The following is a 22,504-nucleotide window of genomic DNA, read 5'->3' as shown; positions in this document are numbered from 1 at the left end:
GGGAATCATGAAGTTAGCAGGAATTTCGACATTTTTCGGCGAATGGGTAACCATACTTATCTATAAAGGAGGACTTCCTTAATGCGTTACCAATTTTGTCAGTATGTTACGCTTGTGGATATGAATGAAGAGATTTTGTCAGAGGTATTATTTGACCACGGCGAATTCGAATCGAATGCATTAACGATTGGTTCTTCTGTTGTGATTTATCAGCTTGGTCTGAAACAATTTGATGTTGTTTATGACAAAAGAGAAGGCAAAACCGCTCGTAACAAGGTTGTAGACATTGAACTCGATCTTATCAAAAAGCCTTCGGTAACTCGTGTGTTTTTGGAGCCCGTGCGGTTAATTGTCGGTCAGCATGATATTGGTGAAGTGGAATAAATTAAATCGTTACGGAAAGGAAAGAAGACGAGAATGATGAAACTTTTTTTACTGTTAGGCAGTGCGAATGCGTTTCTTTCAGTCGCTCTAGGCGCTTTTGGGGCTCATTATTTGAAACAAAGGATTCCAGATAAGATAGATGTGTTTCAAACCGGCGTACAATATCACATGATTCATGCGATAGCTCTCATCCTTATTGCTCTTTTGTCGGATAAGTTGGCAAATAGCTCTATGGTGAATGCATCGGGGTGGGCTATTTTTATTGGGATTATCTTGTTCTCAGGTAGTTTATATGCGCTGAGTTTGACTGGACTCAAATTTTTTGGACCCATTACTCCGCTAGGCGGGCTGAGTTTCTTGGTTGGATGGATACTTCTGGCCGTGGCCGCTTACAAATAAAAAAAATGGAAAGAGTCAGAGAATCTGACTCTTTTTTCATTGTTTTGTGTCATCTTAGCAGGAAAAAGCGCAGATCATGTAGAAAGATATCCATGATGGATTTGATCATTCTTCCTTAATTAAAAGGATGTGGCGCATGGCTGATTTCATAGGGAACCAATCAGAAACGGGTAAGCCAATTGCTTCGGAACTAAAGCTACTCACAAGCCATGAGTTATATCATCAATTGTTTGGTTGCACAATCATTGCAATGGCAATCGTTAGTCTGGACGGCAGGTTACTAAAGGTAAATACATCGTTATGCCGCCTCTTAGGTTACACAGAAGAAGAACTGATTGGTCTGCATATTCAAGAGTTTTCGCATCTTGATGATGTAGCTACCTATGCAGAACTATGTGAAGAGACCCTTCGTAGTGAGTGTGAATCTTCTCAAAGAGAGAATCGCTTTATCCATAAAGATGGCTCCATGATATGGGGAATTGTTCAAGTTTCCTATGTTCATGATAAGGATCCCAATCCCCATCTTGCAGTGGTTCAGATTAAAGATGTATCAGAAAGAAAGAATTTGGAACACAAGCTTGAGGAAAGCAGGCGTGATTATCAATCCCTGCTGAATCATAAGCACAATCAACTCATTCTAAATGCGGTTTCAGATGGTATGTTTGGCATCGATGAGCATTTTGGCACTACGTTTTTGAATAAAGCGGCGGAGTGCTTAACGGGTTACACCTATGAAGAACTGGTAGGGAAGAATCCTTATCTCGTTTTGACACGTGCATGTGGAACCGATAAAGATTTGCAAAACAAGAATGAAACTGTTTTATATCGAACGATGCTTGAAGGGGTTTGTTATTGTTCAAACGAGATCTTTTATAAAAAAAATGGAGACACGTTTCCGGTTGAATACATGACTTCGCCGATTTTGGATCAAGATCAAATTATTGGTGTTGTTCTATCATTCAAGGATATTACTAAGCGGCAGCGTGCGGAAGAAATGCTCCGTAGGTCAGACAAGATGTCCCTTATCGGGCAGCTTGCTGCTGGGGTTGCCCACGAAATTCGTAATCCATTGACTACACTCAAAGGATTCATGCAATTTCTGCACCAAGGTGCTCCAAATAAGAAAGAATATTACGATATTATGATGTCCGAATTAGAGCGGATCGAACTGATTACTACAGAAATGCTCGTTCTCGCTAAGCCGCAATTCATACACTACCAGCCCAAAAGTATCGAGAATATTGTCAAAAGTGTCATTACCCTGCTTGAAACACAGGCCATTATTAACGACATTCAGTTCGTTGTTGCTATGGAGCATCATTTGCCGCTTGTTCTTTGTGAGGAAAACCAACTGAAGCAATCCTTCATAAATCTGATCAAAAATGCGATGGAAGCAATGCCAGATGGCGGACAAATCAATATTCACCTGTTTTCAGTTGAGGACAAAGCCGTGCGTGTTTTGTTTCAAGATAGAGGGCATGGGATACCGCATGATGCGCTGGCTAGACTTGGAGAGCCCTTCTTTACAACAAAGGAAAGTGGGACGGGGCTTGGCATCATGATTACGAATAAAATCATTGAGGATCATCATGGCCAGTTTGTGGTTGAAAGTAAAGTGGGAGAAGGAACGGTTGTCAGTGTGACGCTTCCTATTACCTATAGTGAGCAGTAAGAGGAGGCTAATTTGTGAAAAACCGGCTATATATTGGCGGATATCTGTTAGTCGCCATATTCGTAAGCCTTTACGTAAAGCCGTATGCTGCATGGATTTGTTTGCTTGCCTCACTAGTGCTGCTTATTGTGCTGCTTAGAAAGAGTGGAAGTACACAATCCTTAATAAACGAAATGCCGCGGGATCACACGTATTTAAATGTACTTGATTCCCTATTTGAGCACAATCCGAATGCGATTGGTATTTTTGATCAAGAGGGTAAATTTATTCGGATTAATTTAGCGGCAGAAACCATCCTTGGCTACTCCGTGTCAGAGCTGCTCAATCAACCGTTTATCAGCTTTGTTACACAAGAGCAGCTGGAGCGGACAGGTAGCCAGATTGAACAAGTGAAATACGGGACGCCAGTTACCTTTGAAACAGCTGTTATACATAAAAGCGGCTACCGGGTGGATTTGCACGTTACGGCTGTTCCTGTTGATTTGCAGCCTAATTCCAAAGGCAATATTCTTATTTGCCAGGATATCACAGAGCGTAAGCGCGGCGATGAGCAAGTTCGCTATATGGCTTATTATGATGATATGACAGGGCTGCCGAACCGGCGCATGTTCAGAGATAACTTGAATGAGCGGCTCAGTATTACCAAATCAATTGGACAAAAGGTAGCCGTCTTCTATTTGGACATCGATCGCTTCAAGCTGGTCAATGACAGCTTTGGATATGATTACGGAAACATGCTGCTGCTGCAGCTAGCAGAGCGTTTCACGAGATGTGTAACGGACAATGATTATTTGGCTCGTACGGAAGGCGATGAATTTGCCTTTTTCTATACGAATGTAGCTGATTCTAATGACGTAATTGCGGTTATAGCAGAGATTAATCGTGTTCTCGAAAAGCCGTTTCTTTTGGAACAATATGAACTACATATTACAGCTAGTATCGGCGTTGCGATATCCTCGGATGATGCCGACGATGCGGATATACTTATGAAATATGCTGACATTGCATTAGCCAGAGCGAAAGAGAAGGGGCGCAACGACTTTCAGATCTTCAATACGGACATGAAATCGGTTTCAATCAATCGACTTAAGCTGGAGAGTGAGCTTCGCAGGGCGATAGTCGGGGATGAGTTTGTCTTATATTATCAGCCCCAGGTCGACATTGAGACGGGAAGCATTGTCGGTGTCGAAGCCTTAATTCGCTGGGATCATCCAGAGAAAGGCCTCATCTCACCAAACTATTTCATTCCTTTTGCGGAGGAGTCCGGATTGATCGTGCCGATCGGTGAATGGGTACTGCGCGCTGCATGTAAGCAAAATAAAGCATGGCAGAACCAAGGGTATACGATGATGCCGATATCTGTGAATCTGTCCATGCGGCAGTTTTTTCAGCACAATCTCAAAGGCAAGATCAGACATGTTTTAGAACAAACAGGACTTGATCCACAGTATTTGGAACTTGAAATCACCGAAAGCATGACGATGGATGTTGATCATGCTATTCAGTCCTTGCTTGAGCTTAAGGAGCTAGGTGTGAATGTAAGCATTGATGATTTTGGGACAGGCTACAGTTCGCTGTACTACTTAAAGAAATTTCCGATTGATAAGCTGAAGATCGATCGTTCCTTTGTTCGAGATATCATGGTGGATCCGAATGACGCGGCCATCGTGGCCACGATTATTGCAATGACGCACCATCTGAACTTGAAGGTTATTGCTGAAGGTGTAGAAACCGAAGATCAACTGCATTTCCTGCATCAGAATCGCTGTAATGAGGTGCAGGGCTATTGGTTTAGTCCACCTGTAAGTGCGGATGAACTGGAGAAAATGCTAAAAACAGGTATCCCGAATGCTTCGGCAGTGTCCGTTCATGCCAAATAAAAGGAAGAGGGTATCCTTATTCTGGGATACCCTCTTCCTTTTTAACTAGAATGCGACATAATCATCAATTTCATTCAATTTGAATAAGTAGACCTGCTTCTCATCTACATGATATACGGATACATTTTGATTACTGCTATCAAAATTCAAAATACGGCATGGAAGATTAAGTTTGATTCCCTGACCTTTGATAACCGTTAAACGGATTAACGTATTATTCACTTTGAAACTTTCCAATTGTTCAATTATTTTATCTGAAGCTCCACTGTTGGAGGTGGCTTTCGCTGTGTCTGTTACAGTTGAAGGTGGGACAGCAGCCTTTTTTTTGCTTGGTAATAACGGAGAGGTGCTCTCTTTTATTGTGTTAAGTTCAATCAACTTGCCAAGTTGAATGCCATTAATAATGTTGTAATCCTTGACTGTATCCACATTCAGAAGATGAAGGAGTTTTTCCATAGCAAGGCCATTTGTGGCATCTTCAATCAGAATTTCTACGGTAAATAAATGTCCATTCGGACTTGTGTTTGCTTTTCCTTGACTCATATAGCCTCCTTGCTGCCCAGATATTGCTCTTGCACTTACTATATCATGATATCATACCTAAAAATAGCTTGCTTTTTACATGAATCTGGATGGTTTAAATTGCTATAGCAACTTTATTTCTGTAAACTAATAAGGGAAAGAACAAGATAATGTTTGATTATTTGAAATGGAGACGCGAAATGATGGAGCAATTTAGGAAGATGTTTCTAAATTTAACAGTTCGGAGGTTTTCAATCCTTGTCATTATAGGTCTATTATTGATTACCATAAGAGACATGCTTAACCTAGTTCTCTTAACCTTTTTAATGGCCTTCCTTATGAGCAGTATTCAAAACTTGGTGACCAGAAAGCTTAGTAGATACATTACGGTGAATAGTAAAGTTATCCTCATCTTACTTTATCTAATCATGATTACTGGGTTTGTCGTTGCAATTATTAATTATTTGCCGAAGGTTTTTGTGCAAATCCTGCAATTAAAAGAAATTCTAGTCGGATTAACGAATTTACCAGCACCTCAAGATGAAATCTCTCGGTATATGTATAAAACATTAAAGGATTTAAATTTACAAGCTTATGTGAAACAAGGATTTGAATATATTCTTAGAATCAGCAATTGGGGGACCACCTTTATTTTAGCAACGATCTTGAGTTTCTTCTTTATCTTCGAGAGGAAAAGAATCATTGCCTTTACTTCTCGATTGAGAGAAAGCAAAATTTCTTGGCTGTATGAAGAATTAGAGTATTTCGGTAAGAAATTCGTCTTATCTTTCGGGAAAGTTATCGAGGCACAACTCCTTATAGCCCTTTTTAATACGGTATTTACTGTAATTGGACTTTGGGTATTGGGTTTCCCATATCTTTTCGCGCTAGCCATTATGATTTTCCTGCTTAGTTTAATTCCTGTAGCGGGCTTTCTTATTTCATTACTTCCTTTAGGTATTATTGGCTATAATTTAGGCGGACATCTAATGGTGATCTACGTAATCTCAGTGATCATGGTGCTTCATTTCCTAGAAGGGTATTTTTTAAACCCCAAGCTAATGTCTTCCAAAATGAATCTTCCGATGTTCTACACGTTCATTATTCTGATTTTCTCAGAGCATTATCTGGGTACATGGGGCTTGATCGTGGGAATTCCTATCTTTATTTTTTTGTTAGACATAATAGACGTAGATACAGGAAAAGATGCAGCAAAAGATGCAGGCTGATTCAGTGACCGAAAACATTGCCGAAACTTTTCAAACCTTTCTCACACCGTACTAGCCGATCGCGCATATACTACCGTAAGACTGCGAAGAGGAGCTGTGCAGAGCATGATGCGCGTAGAACCCATTCTCCTTGAAGGACATACAGCAATCGCTATAGAGGTTAAGCTGCCGAAAACAACGCTGCTGATTGTGACTACGGACAAAGGTTACATTATGTGTGGCGCTCTCGATGTTGCGCTGCTCAATGAACGCTTGAGGGACAGGAATATTGTAGCTGCACGGGCAACGGGGGTTCGGACGATTGAGGAACTTCTGAAAGCGCCGCTTGAATCGGTGACGCTCACTGCAGAAGATTTGGGTATTGTAGCTGGGATGACGGGACGGGAAGCCATTTTGAAAATGATGTAAAGTTGAATGCCAAAATTAGAACGCTTGGGATCTTAGGATCTCGGCGTTTTATTTGTTTGAGCACGATGACCAACCAGCATTCTTTCCATTGTGCACAAATCTAAAAATGTGAAAAATAGCCATCTTCAATATATTTCTAGCAAAATTCCTTAATGAAGGCGTTGTTATTTTATTGACCAAGTGTTAAAATATGATTCGTCATTACATAGAACGGGGGGAATTATTTTGAAAAAATTATTGTTTTTTGTACTAACTGCAGTTTTAGTTGTAGCACTAGCAGGTTGTGGTTCTAAGGAAAGTGGTGGTACGAAGTATAAATTTGCGACTGATGCTGCCTATGCACCAATGGAATATATGGATAAAGATAAGATGACAGGCTTTGATATCGATTTTCTTGCTGAAGTGATGAAGGAAGCAGGTCTTTCCTACGAGGTCACGAACACAGGCTGGGATACTATGCTAACAAGTGTGAAGCAAGGGAAAGAGTTTCAAGCAGGAATTTCCAGCGTATCAATTACAGATGAGCGTAAACAAACTTACGATTACTCCATCCCTTACTTCGAATCTACGAACATGATTCTTGTTAAAGAAGGCAGCCCGATCAAAAGCGCGACAGACTTGAAAGACAAGAAAGTGGCTGTTCAAATTTCTACAACGGCTGACACGCTAATGAGCAAGATTATGGGTGAGAAAAAACACATCCTTGAAACGTCTGGATAATAATACACTAGCTTTAATGGAGCTTGAAAATAACGGTGTTGACGCAGTTGTTGCCGACATAGCGATTGTTCGTGAATATGTGAAAAATAATCCGAATAAGAAATTCACCACGATTTCTGATCCGAAAAACTTTGAGTCCGAATACTACGGTATTCTGTTGCCTAAAGGCAGTGAGCTTAAAGCAAAGCTAGACCCGGCGATCAAGAAAGTTATTGAGAACGGTGCTTATGCAACAGTGTACAAAAAATGGTTTGGTCAAGAGCCTGATACAAAGAAACTTCTTGAACAAAAATAATAGGTCAACAGCATGCGTGACTTCAACCTTGCGCATGCTTTTCTTCTGTAAATAGCAAAATAATGAAAGAAAGGAAGTGTGGAATGGATTTTCGTTTTGACATCATTGTTGAATATTTACCTTTATTGCTCAAGGGTACGCTTTGGACTATTGGCATATCCATTCTTTCCATCCTGTTCGGCTCTGTACTAGGGCTAGCTGTTGGATTAGGTAAAATGTCTCACCGTGCCTACTTAAGATGGCCGACTAGTATGTACGTCAATTTTTTCCGCGGCACACCGCTGCTTGTTCAGATATTGCTTGTCCACTTTGGAATCGTTCCATTATTCATAGGAACAACGAATGCGATCATCGCTTCCATTGTTGCCTTATCTTTGAATTCAGCAGGCTACATGGCCGAAATTTTCAGGGCTGGTATTCAATCCATCGATAAAGGACAAACAGAAGCCGCGCACTCGCTAGGAATGACCCACTTCCAAACGATGAAATCGGTTATTTTGCCTCAAGCGATTAAACGAATGATTCCTCCATTTGGCAATGAGTTTATCGTGCTGATTAAAGACTCTTCCCTATTCGCTGTTATTGCTGCACCAGAATTGATGTATTGGTCTAATGCGATGCGCAGCCAATACTTCAAAGTCTGGGAACCATATTTGACAGCTGCTCTTATTTATTTCATTCTCACTTACTCTTTAAGCAAGCTGCTTGCTTATCTGGAAAGGAAAGTGTAGAAATATGACGGCTATGATCGAAGTTAGAAATCTTAAAAAATCGTTCGGGGATAATATCGTCCTGCGAGATATTAGTGCAGATATTCAGAACCAAGAGGTTCTTGTGGTGATAGGACCATCCGGATCAGGAAAATCGACATTTTTGCGTTGTCTGAACCTGTTAGAACAGCCGGATAGCGGCAGTATCTTGATTGAAGGCAAATCGATTATGGATCCGATGAATAAGATCAATGAGATCCGTATGGAACTCGGGATGGTTTTTCAGCGGTTTCATTTGTTCCCGCATATGAAAGTCATTGATAATATTATGTTAGCACCTCTTCAAGTGAGAAAATGGCCAGAGGATAAAGCGCGTAAGAAAGCGCTAGAGCTTCTAGATAAAGTTGGGCTTGCAGATAAGGCCAATGCCCTTCCAGACTCGCTTTCGGGCGGTCAGGCACAGCGTGTAGCTATTGCAAGAGCACTGGCTATGGAGCCAAAGATCATGCTGTTCGATGAGCCTACATCGGCTCTGGATCCTGAAATGGTCGGGGAAGTGCTTGGTGTAATGAAACAACTGGCCAAAGAAGGGATGACCATGGTTGTCGTAACGCATGAAATGGGCTTCGCTCGCGAAGTCGGTGACCGCGTTATGTTTATGGAACAAGGCGTTATTGTCGAAGAAGGAAAGCCAGAGCAAATCTTTGAAAACGCCAAGCAGGAACGAACGAAATCATTTCTGTCTAAAGTGCTCTAGCACTTTTTAAAAGAATAGAAGTAAGAAGGGAGGATCGTATGCCGATCCTCTTTTTTATTTGTATCTTTTTGGCAAAAGATAGATTTATAATGAAGGTAACTATCGTATATTGAAAATAAAGGGTGATTTATTACATAGCTTTACTCATTTGTTTAAGCGCTTCCAAAAAGCATGTTTCTCTATATTTCTATGCTTGTCATTTTGATTCCATTTCTGAAGAGGTGCTAACTTTGAAAACGTATGAAGATCAAGTGCCCATGGTGCAAGCAATTGGCGTTACACGTGTTTTCGGGAAAGGACCGGGAGCCGTTCACGCATTGCGGGGTGCTCATTTAAGTATTCCCAGAGGCAGGCTGGTAGCTTTGCGGGGAAGATCAGGATCTGGTAAAACAACGCTGCTCAATATATTAGGGGCACTCGATCATCCGTCGGAGGGTACCGTATATTTAGAAGGCATGGAAATCAGCCGTTTATCTGAGGCGAAGCGCAATGAAGTCAGACGGAAGCAGATCGGGCTTATTTTTCAATCTTTTGCCTTGGTTCCTTATATGTCCGCCTACGAGAATGTAGAGTTTGGATTGCGCATTTCGGGTATTCACCCCAATCAATATAAGAGTTTGGCTGAAGAAGCGCTAGATTTCGTTGGATTGAAGCCGAGAATGAAGCATCGTCCCTACGAACTTTCCGGGGGAGAACAACAGAGGGTTGCCATTGCCAGGGCCATTGCACACAAGCCTAAGTTGATATTGGCAGATGAACCTACAGCTGAGTTAGATAGCAGAATGGGCCTCCAAGTGCTTAAACTATTCAAGGATTTGGTGCAAGAAGGAATGACAATTATTTTGACCACGCATGATCTCGCTATTATGGAAATTGTAGATGAAGTGTATGCATTGGAGGATGGTACCATTGTCGATGAAGGTTAATAAATTTGCTTCTCAGCTCGTTTTAATAACAAGTGCTGTGCTTTTACTAGCAGGATGCTCTCTGCTGCCCAAAGAAGAGGAAGCACTTAAACCGCCTTTAATCAAACCCGTGAAAGAAAATTTCGACCTTTACGAAGTGAAAAGAGGCAGTATAACGAGGAAGGTCAGTGTTGTTGGAACCTTTAAGTCTAGTCAAACGACCAACTATTATTTTAAAGAGTCAGGTCATCGGTTAGCTGGATTGCGCGTTAAACTAGGCGATACCGTAAAGCCGGGGGATGTGCTTGCTGAACTGGAAAAAGGCGACTTAGAAACTCGGATTGCCCTTCAAAAACTGAATCTGGAGAAAGCCCAGATTGCTAGTGTGCAAACGAGGCAGGTTGACCCTGATCAAGTGCTTTCCAATCGTTTGAAGGCCATAGATGTCGAAGCCGCGCAGCTTCAGTTGGCATCCCTTCAATCCCAGCTAGACAAGACGAGGCTGACGGCCGATTCCGCGGGAGTGGTAACTTACTTAACCGATGCACAGCAGGGAAATGTCGTGGATGCCTTCAGTACGCTTGTGGTCATCGCTGATCCTACAAAGTTACAGCTATCTTACGAATCTTCAGATACGAGTGCTCTTTCCGGTATTGAAGTTGGCATGGATGTTGAAGTGAAGATCGGTTCCTCTGGAAATAAGATACAAGGCAAAGTGATGAGAACGCCCTCAAGCTCACCTCCATCAGACAACAAAGCGCAAGCCGAAAGAAATGCTAAAACGATTATTGTTGGGGTTCCCGATGGAACGGAGGGAGCAACGATCGGTGCATCCGGAGACATAACGATCATTGTTGAGAAACGAGAAAATGTCATTGTCATACCAAGAACAGGTCTTCGGAGTTACCTAGGCAGAGATTACGTTCAAGTGTTGATGGGAGAAAGTCGGAAGGAAATCGATGTAGAGAAAGGGCTTGTAACCCCGACAGAAGTGGAAATCCGAACCGGACTTAAGGAAGGTCAGAATGTTATTTTAAATAACTAGCATCTTTAGGAGGATAGCAATGGCTTTATTTCTGATGATTCTCCGTAAAATGGTCAAAAACCGCTGGTTAGAGCTTAGTTTACTGGTGGGGCTAATTATTTCGGTCGCACTGGCCAGCTCAATGCCCATTTATACACACGCCATTTTACAGCGTATGCTGATCAAAGATTTGGAAGTTCTACAAACCAACACACAGCAATATCCTGGGCATGCCTATCATTCTGCTTACTTAATGGAAGAAAGCGGAGATCAGCTTTTAGCGGAAACGGATGCCTTTATGGCAGAACAAAGCCAGCAATTCGGCTTGCCGATTCTCCTATCTACAATAACGCGCAGCACAGTAAATTTCGAGCTTACACCTAGCGATCCAAGTAAAGTAGACCCTAAAGTGAACCGTTCAGCTGAATTAACAGCGATGTCGGAGTTGGAAAAGCATATTCGAATTGTTGACGGTGTCATGCCTTCAGCAGAACCTGTGGATGGTGTGTATGAAGCGTGGGTATTCCCAGAACTGCTGACGCAATTAAAGATCGTACTGGGCAATGAATTAACCATCGTTAACAAAGATTTGAAACAAAACATCCGAATAAAGCCGGTTGCAGTTATCGATCGAACTGATTTTGCCGATCTGTATTGGACGAATAATATGAGCGACTCGCGTACAAAATTTTTCATCCCCTTTGCCTTATTTGAAAAAGATTTTATGAAAAACAAAAGTTTTCCCAACACATTTTCCTATTGGAATTACATACTGGATTATCATCAGTTGAAGTTGGAGGGGCTTGAAGCCTACACCAGCACACATGAAAGGGTAACCAGCTATTTAAACAGTCATTTCAACACACATACGGTCAAAAATCCAGCGATTACCACATTGAAAATGTATGGTGAAAAAGAGAAAAAACTCAGAATTATGCTGTGGTCGCTTAATGTGCCGATTAGTATTTTGCTAGCCTTCTATTTATTCATGGTTGCGAATTTGATTACAGAACGACAGAAAACAGAGATTGCCGTGCTGCGCAGCAGAGGAGCAAGCCGGACTCAGATTCTGCTAGGTTATGTGCTGGAAGGTATTTTATTAGGGGGAGTTGCACTTTTAGTTGGTCCTTTAATTGGCCTGCAATTAACGAAAATACTAGGTGCATCGAGTGGATTCCTAACGTTTGTCCAGCGAGCAGCGATGGAAGTCAAGCTTAATAAGGAGGCCTATCAATACGCTTTAATTGCCGTAACCGCATCGGTTTGTATGACTCTAGTTCCCGCTGTACTCGCCACTCGCGCTACAATTGTTAGTCATAAACAAACCATGGCGAGGAAGAACAAGCTCTCTTTTGTACATAAAATGTTTCTCGATGTTGTCTTATTGGCAGTTTCTATCTATTTATTACAAAGCTTTAACCGACGGATGAATGATCTCGTAGCCTTAGGGCTGGACTCTATGGACATGAAAGTAGATCCACTCCTTTTCGTAGTGCCGGCTTTATTCATATTTGCCATGGGCCTGTTCTTACTGCGGATATATCCATGGGTCATTCAACTGTTCTATCTCATCGGACGAAAATGGTGGCCTCCCTATTTATATTCAACGCTGCTTCAAGTGGGCAGATCAACCACACAATATCAATTCATCATGCTGTTTATCATCATGACACTTGCAACAGGGTTGTTTAGTGCCAGCGCAGCAAGGACAATGAACAAAAATATTGAAGAGAAGATCCGTTATAAGAATGGGGCGGATATTGTTCTGCAAACCAAATGGGACAATGATGCTCCGCCTCCAGAGTCAGGACCGTCTGGCAATCAGGAAGAAGCGAGTTCTATCCCTCTAGTTAAGAAGCGAGTCCAATATACGGAACCTCCATTCTTGCCCTTTACACAGTTGGCAGGTGTGGAATCAGCAGCTCGAGTATTTTATAAAAAAGATGCTTATTTCGCCTTTGGCAAGGAAACGAAAAAAATAGCGTTTATGGGCATTGATACCGATGAATTCGGTCAAACAGCCTGGCTCCGCGACCATTTGCTCGATCATCACTTTTATGAGTATTTAAACCTACTGGCAACTGATTCCAAAGCCGTACTTATTTCCAAGTCTATTGCCGAAGAAACTGGAGCCAAAGTGGGCGATGTGGTGCATTTAGGATGGGGAGATGTAGAGGGAGCCACTTGTGTTGTGTATGGGATTATTGATTACTGGCCGAGCTGGAATCCCAATCCGATCTTAACCGCTGGAACTAAAACAGGAAGCAGCTCTGACACGACAAAGCAAAGTAAAGTGGATGCACCGAAGTTAGTTATTGGGCATCTAGCCTACATTCAAAATAATATGGCTGTAGAGCCGTATGATGTTTGGCTAAAGCTAAAACCGGATATGACCAGTCAAGCTTTGTATGAGGAGCTAGAGCTTAAACATATACCCCTCACAAATTTAATGGATACGAAGCAAATGTTGGTTCTCTCCAAGAATGATCCATTCCAATTGGCTGTGAATGGCGTTATGACGCTTGGCTTCCTGATTGCTATTGGCATAAGCTTTATTGGGTTTCTTCTGTACTGGGTGCTTTCGTTGTCCGGACGGATCTTACAATTCGGTGTGCTTCGGGCAATGGGAATTTCCTTTGCGCAGTTGATTGGAATGCTAATAGCTGAACAATTATTAACTTCTGGCGCAGCTGTTCTAATCGGCATGATTACGGGAAATACGGCCAGCCGATTGTTTGTTCCGTTATTCCAATTAACTTTCGATTCATCAAGTCAAGTACCGCCTTTTCAAGTGAGCTTTGATCCGAATGATCAGCTGCATTTGTACGTCATTGTCACTGTGATGATAGGGACGGGTCTACTATTACTCGGCACGATGCTGTCCAGAATTAAGATTCATCAAGCCGTTAAGCTTGGGGAGGATTAAGGATGATTCACTGTGAAAACCTAGTTAAAATTTATAAATCGGCTGACATTGAAGTTGTCGCTTTACAAGGGCTTGATCTCCATATTGAGGAGGGAGAGCTGATGGCGATTATCGGCAACAGTGGCAGTGGCAAATCGACGTTGTTGAATATGTTGGGAGGGTTAGATCGACCTTCGGCAGGTATTCTGCACGTAGATGGGAAGGATTTGTTGAAATTTAAGGAATCGGATCTGGTGAAGTATAAAAGGCAAACCGTTGGCTTCGTCTGGCAAAATAATGCACGCAACCTGATCCCCTATTTGACAGCTTTGGAAAATGTAGAGCTGCCTATCCTGCTGCAGGGACGACGCAAGCGCCATCGAGCATTAGATTTACTGGAGGCTGTAGGTTTGAGCCACCGAAGAAATAATAAGCTAAATGAGCTTTCTGGTGGAGAACAGCAGCGTGTGGCAATTGCTATTGCTCTTGCTAATCAGCCTAGGCTCTTGCTCGCTGATGAACCTACAGGGTCTGTCGATACGAAGATGGCGAATCAAATTCTCGATCTGTTCCGAGAGCTAAACCGGAGCTTCGGTTTAACGGTTGTTATCGTAACACACGATCCTCTTCTAGCTAAGAAAGTAGACCGCGTCGTTGCCATTCGTGACGGTAAAACCTCCTCGGAGATACTGCGGCGCAAATCGTATCAGGAGGAATTGCTGGAACTGGAGCAAGGAATCGTTGCTGCAGAAGGTGATTCTCATGTCGAATACGCGGTTGTTGACAAGGCGGGCAGACTGCAAATTCCTGCTAACTTCCTCGAATCGATTGGTGCTTCCCATACGAATAAAGTTCGCGTTGCGATGGAGGATGGACGAATTGTTCTTCTTCCACCAGACCAATCTTGAGAAAGGCCCGCTCTTGCATGTACATTTTGGTATAGAAAAAAATTCCAATATGTTATATTGACTTTACCTAGATATTTCCATTAGAATGAATGTATACTATTCCAGTGGGAATTATCAGATTTAGAAGGAATGACTACTTTTATTCCATTTATATTTATCCTAGGAGGCATGTGTAATGTCAGATTCAGAACGCAGTACTTACCGGAAACTTTAGCGATTCATGCAGGTCAACAGGTAGATCCGACGACCAATTCCAGGGCTGTACCGATTTATCAAACGACGTCCTATGTGTTTAACGATACGGACCATGCTGCAAATTTATTTGCACTCAAGGAATTTGGCAATATTTATACACGTATTATGAACCCTACGACTGATGTATTTGAGAAACGGATTGCCGCGTTGGAAGGTGCCCCTGCCGCTCTGGCTGTGGCATCCGGTCAGGCAGCCATTACCTTCTCCATACTGAACATTGCTGAGGTAGGAGATGAAATCGTTTCAGCTTCTTCTTTGTACGGAGGTACATATAATTTATTCTCCAATACTTTGCCTAAACTAGGCATTACAGTGAAATTCGTTGATCCGAGCAATCCGGAAAATTTCCGAGGTGCGATTACGGACAAGACCAAAGCCATTTACGCGGAATCGATCGGTAATCCCAAGGGGGATATTCTCGATATTGAGGCTGTAGCGGCTATCGCACATGAAAACGGAATTCCTTTGATTATTGATAATACATTCCCAAGTCCTTACTTGCTTAGACCGATTGAGCATGGGGCCGATATTGTTGTTCACTCCGCAACCAAGTTCATTGGCGGACATGGAACAACGATTGGCGGTGTTATTGTAGATAGTGGTAAATTTGATTGGGCTGCAAGCGGTAAATTTCCTGGTTTGACGAAGCCTGATCCAAGTTATAACGGCGTCGTCTATACCGAGGCTGTCGGTCCTATTGCCTACATCATTAAAGCGCGGGTTCAGCTGCTTCGAGATTTAGGGGCTTCGCTTTCTCCTAACAGTTCGTTCCTTTTATTGCAAGGACTTGAGACACTGCATTTGCGTTTGGAACGCCACAGTTCCAATGCCCTTAAGGTTGCTCAATTTTTAGAGTCACATGAATCCGTAGAATGGGTTAGTTATGCAGGCTTAGAAAGCCATCCTTCCTATAAACTTGCTCAGAAGTATTTGCCGAAGGGGCAAGGCGCTATTTTGAGCTTTGGTATCAAAGGCGGTATGGAATCAGGCAAGAAGCTGATACATTCCGTTAAACTATTCTCGCATTTGGCGAATGTCGGAGATTCGAAGTCATTGATCATTCATCCTGCAAGCACGACGCATGCACAATTGAATGAGCAGGAACAAGTATCTGCCGGTGTGTCACCGGGACTTATTCGATTGTCGGTGGGTACGGAAGCGATCGAAGATATTATCTATGATTTGGAACAAGCGATTGCATCAAGTCAAGGCTAGAAGAACAAAAGGAATTATTTTACGAATTCTAAACTTGTAACCTTACACGAATACGCATAAAATAAGAAGGCTGTGATCTAGGCTAAAACCTAAAATTGCAGTCTTTTTGTCCACATAAGAAAGTATAAGTTTTCGGATCCCGAAAACCGCTTTCTTATTGGCGATAAACCTACCTCTAAACGCGGTCGCACATCCTTGATTGGCCTCGATAGAGGTTTTCTCATTTGCGTTGCAACTTTTACACGAGATCAGAAGTCTATTCATGTGTAAGTTTAACTTATTTGAGGAGGCAACCAGAAGAAGATCATGAACAACAAGTTGAAATATACGCTCGCCACACTATTGGCGTTAACCATAGTAACAGGATGCAGCAAGGGGGAAGTAGCTCCTTCAGGTAGTCCCACTGCAACGGCTACTCCGCCGGTTAGTTTGGGAAGTCCTGCACCCTCTGCATCCCCCTCTCCTTCGCCTACAATAACACCGACAAAAGTTCCTTCGGCTTCCCCATCACCCTCAGCCGTTCCGCCAAAGAGCGGTGCTATCCAAGTTGTTGCGAAACCGGAGAGTATAACTGTTTTAGTAAATAAGCAATATTCACTGCCGTCGAGCTACGAGCCGACTGATTTAGTATATCCTGACATTCCATTTATTTTTGCTGAGAAAAGTGAAAAACGTAAAATGCGTAAAGCCGCTGCCGGTGCAATTGAAAAACTCTTTGTTGGAGCTGAGAAGGACGGTATCCACCTATCTGGCGTTTCGGCTTATCGCTCTTATGCGACGCAGAAAGCTCTTTTCCAGCGTTATGTGCTTAGAGACGGCGAAGAGAAAGCCAAAATGTACAGTGCTGTTCCTGGGACGAGTGAGCATGAAACTGGGCTAGCCATAGATGTAACGGGCAGGGACGGGAAGTGTGCAGCGGAAGATTGCTTTGCTGGAACTAAGGAAGCGAAATGGCTTGAAACACATGTTGCGGAGTACGGGTTTATTGTTCGTTATCCCAAAGGTAAAACAACGATTACCGGTTATCAATACGAGCCATGGCATATACGTTATGTGGGCGTAGATGTTTCGAAAGAAATGGCAGCCAAAAGCTTGACATTGGAAGAGTACTACAATGCGGTGCCTGTAACCAAGTAGCAAAAGGTGTCACTATTTTGCACCTTATTCTGTCGCTAATTCGAAATTTATCAAGATGTTATGGCATGTTACAATGAATCCAAGTCACTTATTTGGAGGTTAACATGATTAAAGTAGCGATGTTAAGTTTTTGGCACGTGCATGCAAAAGACTATGCAAAACAAGTAGAGGAGCATCCAGATACCCAGATTGTTGCCGTTTGGGATGAGCTTCCAGAACGTGGGCAAGCGGAAGCCGCGAAGCGCAGTGTGGCCTTTTACACAGATCTAGCGGAGTTATTAGCCAATAAGGAAATTGACGCTGTTGTTGTGGATACACCGACCAACCTACACCGAGACGTAATGATCGCTGCTGCGAAGGCAGGTAAACATATTTTCACAGAAAAAGTCATTGCACCAACCTTACATGAAGTTAATGAGATTCTGAATGCTGTTAATGAAGCGGGTGTGACATTGACAGTCTCATTGCCTCGTTTGAATCCAGCTTATACGTTAGCGATTCAAGAAATAGTCCAGAAAGAATTATTGGGCCAGATTACACTCGTTCGAACACGCTTATCACACAATGGCGGCATTTCTACGGATGCCAATCCGAACGGGTGGTTGCCTGAGCATTTCTACAATGCAGAGCAATGTGGCGGAGGCGCCCTAATTGATCTCGGTTGTCATCCTATGTATTTAACTCGATTATTGTTAGGGCTTCCTGAAGCTGTAAGCGCTTCTTATGGCTATGTAACAGGCAGAGAAGTTGAAGATAATGCTGTAGCAACCCTCCAGTATGCAAATGGTGCTCTTGGCATCGTTGAAGCTGGTTTTGTGAACGCATTTTCACCGTTTGTGATTGAAGTTCACGGTACCGATGGCAGTGTGCTTTATTCCGACCATGATGGAAGAGTCTTACTTCGTACGAAAAAGCTTGCAGATGCAAGCACGCAATGGGTGGCGTATGAGAACGGTCCAGAAGCGAATCCGTCTGCATTCGATCAGTGGGTAGCTCATATTCAAAATGGGACAAAAGCGGTTGAAAATATTGGGCTCGCTGTGGATTTAACGAAGCTGATGGAGGCTTCTAATCGTTCCGTTGCAGCCAAGCAGCAGGTGCGAATTGATTCACTAGTTAAGTAATTTTTGCAGGTAAAAAAGGAGGGACTACGGATGAGTCAGCCATTTTACTTTGAACCCATGCTCGAGAATCCAATGGCATTGGATCGCTTGGAGTTAAGCTTCCGATGGGGTTCTTATGGACTTCGAGTATTACGCTGTCATCTGACTTCCTTTCCTGCGGGCATGGTTATAGACTTTCATCAACATTCCGAGTATGAAATTCATTACATCCCCTATGGCAAAGGCAGGGTGATTCTGGACGGCGTCTCGCATCCCCTTCAAGAAGGTATGCTTTATGTTACGGCACCAGGCGTCAGTCATCGCCAAGAGGCCGATGAGCGGGAAGCAATGGGTGAACTATGTCTGCATGTGGATATCGTAAAGCTGGATCAAGGTGAGGATGAGCGAGGTTCTATGCCTGTCCCAGAAGCATGGGGAGAAGCATGGGAGATTGCTGAGGCAGATGCATGCTTAAGGCAGCTGAGCGAGCTTCCTCATGTCCCTGCTTTAGACCGTCAGGAAGCCATGAAGTGCTTTCTTATCGCTTATGAAGCTTGGAGAAGCAATCAGCTGGGGCAGTACACGATCATTAAGCAATCCATTGTGCAAATGTTGTTAAGGACAGTGGGGGCCTATAAGGCGGACCAGCAAGGGGTGAACCTGCCTGCGCGTGATATGAAGAGCTATCGGTATCAGCTAGCCATTCAATTTATTGAAGATAACTTCCGTCGTCCACTAACACTTGAAGGAGTAGCAGAACGCTTGCAGATCAGTTCAAGGCAGCTTCAGCGCATCTTCAAGGAGCAGGCGAACATCTCGTTCAGCGAATACTTGGAACAGGTACGTTTGAAACATGTATGCAGCGAGCTGCAGCAAACCTCGTTGACCCTTGACAAAATTGCGGAAAGCAATGGCTTTGCATCTAGTAATTATTTGCACTATGTCTTTAAGAAAGCGCATGGTGTTACTCCGAATCAATATCGTGATCAACTATTGAATCATGTATAAAAAGAAAAAGGCTGTTCCCTCGTAGAATGATCTACTACGTCAGGGAACAGCTTTTTTTTAGTCGAACAGCTTCCGCAAGTTTTCCGTATAAGGGGCTTGTATTATGCCTTTTTCGGTAATAATTGCTGTCACATACTCGTTAGGTGTTACGTCAAAGGCTGGATTAAATACTTTCACTCCTAGAGGAGCTGTGCGTTTACCAAAGCCTTGTGTAATTTCATCCTCATGACGTTCTTCAATGGGGATGTCTCCGCCCGTAGGCGTATTCAGATCGATCGTGGAGAGAGGGCTCGCCACATAGAACGGTATGCCGTGCGCTTTCGCCAGTACGGCTACACTGTAGGTGCCGATTTTGTTGGCAACGTCACCGTTAGCCGCTACACGGTCTGTTCCTACGATGACAGCCTGGATCCAGCCCTTCGACATGACCGCGCCGGCCATGTTGTCACAGATCAGCGTCACGTCAACGCCTGCTTGCTGCAGTTCAAAGGCGGTCAACCGTGCGCCTTGAAGCACTGGCCTGGTCTCATCCGCGAACACTTTGATGTTCATGCCTTTTTCCTTGGCCAAGTAGAACGGCGCTAGCGCCGTGCCGTACTTGGCTGTCGCTAAGCCCCCGGCGTTACAGTGCGTCAACACGCCGAATCCATCCTCGAACAGCGTTAGCGCATGTTCGCCAATAAGGCGGTTCGTCTCCTCGTCCTCTGCTTGAATCTTCTGCGCTTCGTCCAGGAGAGCTTCCTTGAAAGCAGCCGGACTTACGCCTGCTCCTGCCAAAGTCACTGCCTGCGCTCGCATGCGATCGAGCGCCCAGAACAAGTTCACCGCTGTCGGACGCGATGTCGCCAGGTAGTCCGCCTGCTTCTGGACTTCCGCCAGAAGCCCGTCCAACTGAGCATCCACTTCACGGATGCCTAGGTAAACCCCATACGCGGCGGCGATTCCTATCGCTGGTGCGCCGCGAACTTTCAAATGCCGGATCGCTTCCCACACCTCTATCGGTGTCTCCAGCGGCAAATACACAATCTCTTCCGGCAGCAGTCGTTGATCGAGCAGATCAAGCTGCTTGCCATTCCAACGCAAGGATTGCAAGGCACCTTGGTTCTCGAGGTTTTGCACTTCTAAATCTTTGTTGTTCGTGTTCGTCATTGGACTGATCCTCTTTCTGCAGCAGTTTCTTGGGTGGCGATGGCAATAAGCTCATCGATGGATTTCACTTGACGATGGGTACGAATGAATGAAGTGCCAATTGCTAACGACAAGCGCTGTGCACGCTCTCTTGCAGCTGCATCTTCGATTTTATCAATATCAGCCACATGTGCAAGGCCAACAATACGGCGCACCATTTTAGCTCCGGCGAAACCGACTGTGTCTTGGAGCAGATTGGCTAGAAAATAGTTTTGATAGCCAGGTGTTTGAAATACACGATCTACACCATGCTCATTCCATAAAGTGCGGAATTTCGTTTCGAAATGGGTCCATACGTCCTTCACGGTTTGTAGTAAGTATGCACGATAGGAAGCACGGCTCTCACTATCCTTACTCCATCCCTCTTGAGCAGCGAAATTGAGGAGTAGGTTCGCGAGTACAGCGCCAATATCGAAACCCATCGGCCCATAGTAAGCGAACTCTGGATCAATCACCTTCGTAGAATCAGGTTTAATAAAGATACTTCCCGTGTGCAGATCGCCATGAAGGAGCGCTTGTGCACTTGTAAGGAATTTGTTGCGAAGAATAGCTACTTCAAAGTGAAGCTCGCTGTCCGCCCAAAGCTGTTCTGCCGCATCGCGGATGTGAGCTTCGAAATTGTTCGTTTCTGCATCGCGATATGGATCATCGAAGATCAAATCCTCTGTAATTTTACAAAGCTCGGGATTGATGAATCGACCTTGTTGGATTTTCTTTTCTTGTTGGTTTTTGCCTAGATCCGATGTGAAAAATAACGTATTTGCTAGAAAGCGACCGATATGCTCAGCAAAGAGTGGGTACTGATTACCTTCAATTAACCCTCTGCGCATAATGACATGGTCACTAAGATCTTCCATCACGGTAAGCGCCAAATCAGCATCATAGGCATAAACATGAGGTACGAGGTCTGGATTCAAGCCTTCTTCAATTAAGAGCGCTTCACTTTCAATTCGTGCGCGGTCCAGTGTTAACGGCCAGGATTCGCCGACAACTTTGGCATAAGGAAGGGCTTGTTTTAAAATAATACTTTTTCCTGTAGCTGTTTCCGATATGCGAAAAACGAGATTTAAGTTGCCGTCGCCGATTTCATGACTAGTTAAGTCTGAGCTCGGTTGAAACAGATTTGGAATTTGACGTGCGTATTCAATCGCTTGGACTTCACTTAAAGGATGATAAGTGGACATGTAGTAACCTCCTATGATTCATTGGATTTAATTCCAACTAACTTACTATGTTTTAATTGTCTTTTCCTAGTATAAGACAAAATGTAGCTGCTTGAAATACTAACTTTGGAAATGTTGCACAAATTACATAAAATAAGCGCTTCTAACGTAAATTAACGTGTACATGAACAGAATATAACCGATAAATAAAAGATCAGGAGGCTTACTATGGTGACAACGTCCTTAACTCAATCTATCCAAGTTGTTCTGAATAAGCAAATTGCAAATTGGGGTTTACTTTATGTCAAGCTGCACAACTTTCATTGGTATGTGAAAGGTAATCAGTTTTTCACGCTGCATGTTAAATTTGAAGAGCTATATAATGAAGCTGCCCTTCACGTGGACGAGCTGGCTGAACGGTTGCTTTCTATCGGTGGTCAGCCGGCGGCTACAATGAAAGCTTTTATGGAATTATCGTCCCTTAAAGAGGCTTCGGGTACAGAAACCCCCACGAAAATGGTCGAAGCTGTTATAGAAGATTTCACGATCCTTACGCAAGAATTAAAAGCCGGCATGCAGGCTTGTGAAGAGGTTCAAGATGAGACGACGGCCGATATGCTTTTAGCTATTCAAACTTCCTTGGAAAAGCATCGCTGGATGCTACAGTCGTTCCTAGGCTAGTCCAAGTTTACAAAATCTTTAACCAGAACAAACATG

At 43.4% G+C, this 22,504-nt stretch carries 20 protein-coding genes and 1 pseudogene; 18 read left to right on the top strand and 3 right to left on the bottom strand.

Going from position 1 to position 22,504, the window contains the following annotated elements; all coding sequences use genetic code 11:
• Nucleotides 1–81: 81 nt before the first annotated feature.
• The 4 genes from QFZ78_RS15240 (at nt 82) to QFZ78_RS15225 (ending at nt 4,335) form a co-directional block, all read left to right on the top strand.
• Nucleotides 82–384, top strand: a complete 303-nt coding sequence (locus QFZ78_RS15240) for a hypothetical protein (protein ID WP_307548735.1) — start codon at nt 82–84, stop codon at nt 382–384.
• Nucleotides 385–420: 36 nt separating this feature from the next.
• Nucleotides 421–783 (top strand): DUF423 domain-containing protein, encoded by a 363-nt coding sequence (locus QFZ78_RS15235; RefSeq protein WP_307555693.1) that lies wholly within the window; start codon nt 421–423, stop codon nt 781–783.
• Between the two features lie 136 nt (nt 784–919).
• The gene (locus QFZ78_RS15230; protein ID WP_307548732.1) at nt 920–2,455 is read left to right on the top strand and encodes a PAS domain-containing sensor histidine kinase; all 1,536 of its coding nucleotides are present in this window, start codon (nt 920–922) and stop codon (nt 2,453–2,455) included.
• 14 nt (nt 2,456–2,469) lie between these two features.
• Nucleotides 2,470–4,335: a sensor domain-containing protein gene (locus QFZ78_RS15225; RefSeq protein ID WP_307548730.1), complete on the top strand. Its 1,866-nt coding sequence runs from the start codon at nt 2,470–2,472 to the stop codon at nt 4,333–4,335.
• Nucleotides 4,336–4,380: 45 nt separating this feature from the next.
• Here the strand turns inward: QFZ78_RS15225 and QFZ78_RS15220 are convergent, their stop codons facing one another.
• Nucleotides 4,381–4,878 (bottom strand): hypothetical protein, encoded by a 498-nt coding sequence (locus QFZ78_RS15220; protein ID WP_307548729.1) that lies wholly within the window; start codon nt 4,876–4,878, stop codon nt 4,381–4,383.
• A gap of 149 nt (nt 4,879–5,027) precedes the next feature.
• Here QFZ78_RS15220 and QFZ78_RS15215 point away from each other — a divergent pair, with 149 nt between their 5' ends.
• The 13 genes and pseudogenes from QFZ78_RS15215 to QFZ78_RS15155 all read left to right on the top strand — a co-directional run bounded on the left by QFZ78_RS15215 (nt 5,028) and on the right by QFZ78_RS15155 (nt 19,436).
• Nucleotides 5,028–6,086, top strand: a complete 1,059-nt coding sequence (locus QFZ78_RS15215; protein ID WP_373461034.1) for an AI-2E family transporter — start codon at nt 5,028–5,030, stop codon at nt 6,084–6,086.
• 105 nt (nt 6,087–6,191) lie between these two features.
• A complete protein-coding gene (locus QFZ78_RS15210; protein WP_307548728.1) occupies nt 6,192–6,494 on the top strand; it encodes a YunC family protein in 303 nt (100 codons plus the stop codon).
• Between the two features lie 222 nt (nt 6,495–6,716).
• Nucleotides 6,717–7,509 (top strand): annotated as a pseudogene (locus QFZ78_RS15205) (basic amino acid ABC transporter substrate-binding protein).
• A gap of 83 nt (nt 7,510–7,592) precedes the next feature.
• A complete protein-coding gene (locus tag QFZ78_RS15200; RefSeq protein ID WP_307548727.1) occupies nt 7,593–8,240 on the top strand; it encodes an amino acid ABC transporter permease in 648 nt (215 codons plus the stop codon).
• 13 nt (nt 8,241–8,253) lie between these two features.
• Nucleotides 8,254–8,976, top strand: coding sequence for an amino acid ABC transporter ATP-binding protein (locus QFZ78_RS15195; protein ID WP_307555689.1), 723 nt, complete (start codon nt 8,254–8,256; stop codon nt 8,974–8,976).
• 257 nt (nt 8,977–9,233) lie between these two features.
• The gene (locus QFZ78_RS15190) at nt 9,234–9,902 is read left to right on the top strand and encodes an ABC transporter ATP-binding protein (RefSeq protein ID WP_307555687.1); all 669 of its coding nucleotides are present in this window, start codon (nt 9,234–9,236) and stop codon (nt 9,900–9,902) included.
• Nucleotides 9,892–10,926 carry an efflux RND transporter periplasmic adaptor subunit gene (locus QFZ78_RS15185; RefSeq protein ID WP_307555684.1) on the top strand — a complete coding sequence of 345 codons (1,035 nt, stop codon included), beginning with the start codon at nt 9,892–9,894 and terminating at the stop codon, nt 10,924–10,926. The genes QFZ78_RS15190 and QFZ78_RS15185 overlap by 11 nt, the downstream gene beginning before the upstream one ends.
• A 19-nt stretch (nt 10,927–10,945) precedes the next feature.
• Nucleotides 10,946–13,831 carry an ABC transporter permease gene (locus QFZ78_RS15180; protein WP_307548726.1) on the top strand — a complete coding sequence of 962 codons (2,886 nt, stop codon included), beginning with the start codon at nt 10,946–10,948 and terminating at the stop codon, nt 13,829–13,831.
• A 2-nt stretch (nt 13,832–13,833) separates the two neighbouring features.
• A complete protein-coding gene (locus tag QFZ78_RS15175) occupies nt 13,834–14,718 on the top strand; it encodes an ABC transporter ATP-binding protein (RefSeq protein WP_307548725.1) in 885 nt (294 codons plus the stop codon).
• Between the two features lie 168 nt (nt 14,719–14,886).
• Entirely contained in the window at nt 14,887–16,188 is a 1,302-nt protein-coding gene (locus QFZ78_RS15170) for a homocysteine synthase (protein WP_307548724.1), read from the top strand.
• A 306-nt stretch (nt 16,189–16,494) separates the two neighbouring features.
• Nucleotides 16,495–17,325, top strand: coding sequence for a M15 family metallopeptidase (locus QFZ78_RS15165; protein WP_307548721.1), 831 nt, complete (start codon nt 16,495–16,497; stop codon nt 17,323–17,325).
• A gap of 104 nt (nt 17,326–17,429) precedes the next feature.
• Complete coding sequence (locus tag QFZ78_RS15160) at nt 17,430–18,449, top strand: Gfo/Idh/MocA family protein (protein ID WP_307548719.1); 1,020 nt, start codon at nt 17,430–17,432, stop codon at nt 18,447–18,449.
• 30 nt (nt 18,450–18,479) lie between these two features.
• On the top strand, nt 18,480–19,436 hold the full coding sequence (locus tag QFZ78_RS15155; protein WP_307548717.1) for an AraC family transcriptional regulator: 957 nt from the start codon (nt 18,480–18,482) through the stop codon (nt 19,434–19,436).
• A 57-nt stretch (nt 19,437–19,493) separates the two neighbouring features.
• Here QFZ78_RS15155 and mtnA read toward each other — a convergent pair whose 3' ends face one another.
• Nucleotides 19,494–20,585 carry an S-methyl-5-thioribose-1-phosphate isomerase gene (gene mtnA / locus QFZ78_RS15150; RefSeq protein WP_307548715.1) on the bottom strand — a complete coding sequence of 364 codons (1,092 nt, stop codon included), beginning with the start codon at nt 20,583–20,585 and terminating at the stop codon, nt 19,494–19,496.
• Nucleotides 20,582–21,808 (bottom strand): S-methyl-5-thioribose kinase, encoded by a 1,227-nt coding sequence (gene mtnK, locus QFZ78_RS15145; protein ID WP_307548713.1) that lies wholly within the window; start codon nt 21,806–21,808, stop codon nt 20,582–20,584. Before mtnK ends, mtnA begins: the two co-directional genes overlap by 4 nt.
• A gap of 207 nt (nt 21,809–22,015) precedes the next feature.
• On the opposite strand from mtnK, the gene QFZ78_RS15140 reads away from it, so the two are divergent.
• Nucleotides 22,016–22,468: a Dps family protein gene (locus QFZ78_RS15140; RefSeq protein WP_307548711.1), complete on the top strand. Its 453-nt coding sequence runs from the start codon at nt 22,016–22,018 to the stop codon at nt 22,466–22,468.
• The last annotated feature ends 36 nt before the right edge of the window (nt 22,469–22,504 follow it).

Origin of the sequence: Paenibacillus sp. V4I5, from assembly GCF_030817255.1 — a bacterium.
In the GTDB taxonomy this organism is placed as follows: domain Bacteria; phylum Bacillota; class Bacilli; order Paenibacillales; family NBRC-103111; genus Paenibacillus_E.
The sequence above is the reverse complement of the archived record's forward strand: the minus strand, read 5'-3'. Positions and strand labels throughout refer to the sequence as shown.

What these genes read in the sequence shown, in the direction of transcription:
- QFZ78_RS15240 (WP_307548735.1), top strand. Translation starts at nt 82, where the DNA reads ATGCGTTACCAATTTTGTCAGTATGTTACGCTTGTGGATATGAATGAA.
- QFZ78_RS15235 (WP_307555693.1), top strand. Translation starts at nt 421, where the DNA reads ATGAAACTTTTTTTACTGTTAGGCAGTGCGAATGCGTTTCTTTCAGTC.
- QFZ78_RS15230 (WP_307548732.1), top strand. Translation starts at nt 920, where the DNA reads ATGGCTGATTTCATAGGGAACCAATCAGAAACGGGTAAGCCAATTGCT.
- QFZ78_RS15220 (WP_307548729.1), bottom strand. Translation starts at nt 4,878, where the DNA reads ATGAGTCAAGGAAAAGCAAACACAAGTCCGAATGGACATTTATTTACC.
- QFZ78_RS15215 (WP_373461034.1), top strand. Translation starts at nt 5,028, where the DNA reads ATGTTTGATTATTTGAAATGGAGACGCGAAATGATGGAGCAATTTAGG.
- QFZ78_RS15210 (WP_307548728.1), top strand. Translation starts at nt 6,192, where the DNA reads ATGATGCGCGTAGAACCCATTCTCCTTGAAGGACATACAGCAATCGCT.
- QFZ78_RS15200 (WP_307548727.1), top strand. Translation starts at nt 7,593, where the DNA reads ATGGATTTTCGTTTTGACATCATTGTTGAATATTTACCTTTATTGCTC.
- QFZ78_RS15195 (WP_307555689.1), top strand. Translation starts at nt 8,254, where the DNA reads ATGATCGAAGTTAGAAATCTTAAAAAATCGTTCGGGGATAATATCGTC.
- QFZ78_RS15190 (WP_307555687.1), top strand. Translation starts at nt 9,234, where the DNA reads ATGGTGCAAGCAATTGGCGTTACACGTGTTTTCGGGAAAGGACCGGGA.
- QFZ78_RS15185 (WP_307555684.1), top strand. Translation starts at nt 9,892, where the DNA reads ATGAAGGTTAATAAATTTGCTTCTCAGCTCGTTTTAATAACAAGTGCT.
- QFZ78_RS15180 (WP_307548726.1), top strand. Translation starts at nt 10,946, where the DNA reads ATGGCTTTATTTCTGATGATTCTCCGTAAAATGGTCAAAAACCGCTGG.
- QFZ78_RS15175 (WP_307548725.1), top strand. Translation starts at nt 13,834, where the DNA reads ATGATTCACTGTGAAAACCTAGTTAAAATTTATAAATCGGCTGACATT.
- QFZ78_RS15170 (WP_307548724.1), top strand. Translation starts at nt 14,887, where the DNA reads ATGTGTAATGTCAGATTCAGAACGCAGTACTTACCGGAAACTTTAGCG.
- QFZ78_RS15165 (WP_307548721.1), top strand. Translation starts at nt 16,495, where the DNA reads ATGAACAACAAGTTGAAATATACGCTCGCCACACTATTGGCGTTAACC.
- QFZ78_RS15160 (WP_307548719.1), top strand. Translation starts at nt 17,430, where the DNA reads ATGATTAAAGTAGCGATGTTAAGTTTTTGGCACGTGCATGCAAAAGAC.
- QFZ78_RS15155 (WP_307548717.1), top strand. Translation starts at nt 18,480, where the DNA reads ATGAGTCAGCCATTTTACTTTGAACCCATGCTCGAGAATCCAATGGCA.
- mtnA (WP_307548715.1), bottom strand. Translation starts at nt 20,585, where the DNA reads ATGACGAACACGAACAACAAAGATTTAGAAGTGCAAAACCTCGAGAAC.
- mtnK (WP_307548713.1), bottom strand. Translation starts at nt 21,808, where the DNA reads ATGTCCACTTATCATCCTTTAAGTGAAGTCCAAGCGATTGAATACGCA.
- QFZ78_RS15140 (WP_307548711.1), top strand. Translation starts at nt 22,016, where the DNA reads ATGGTGACAACGTCCTTAACTCAATCTATCCAAGTTGTTCTGAATAAG.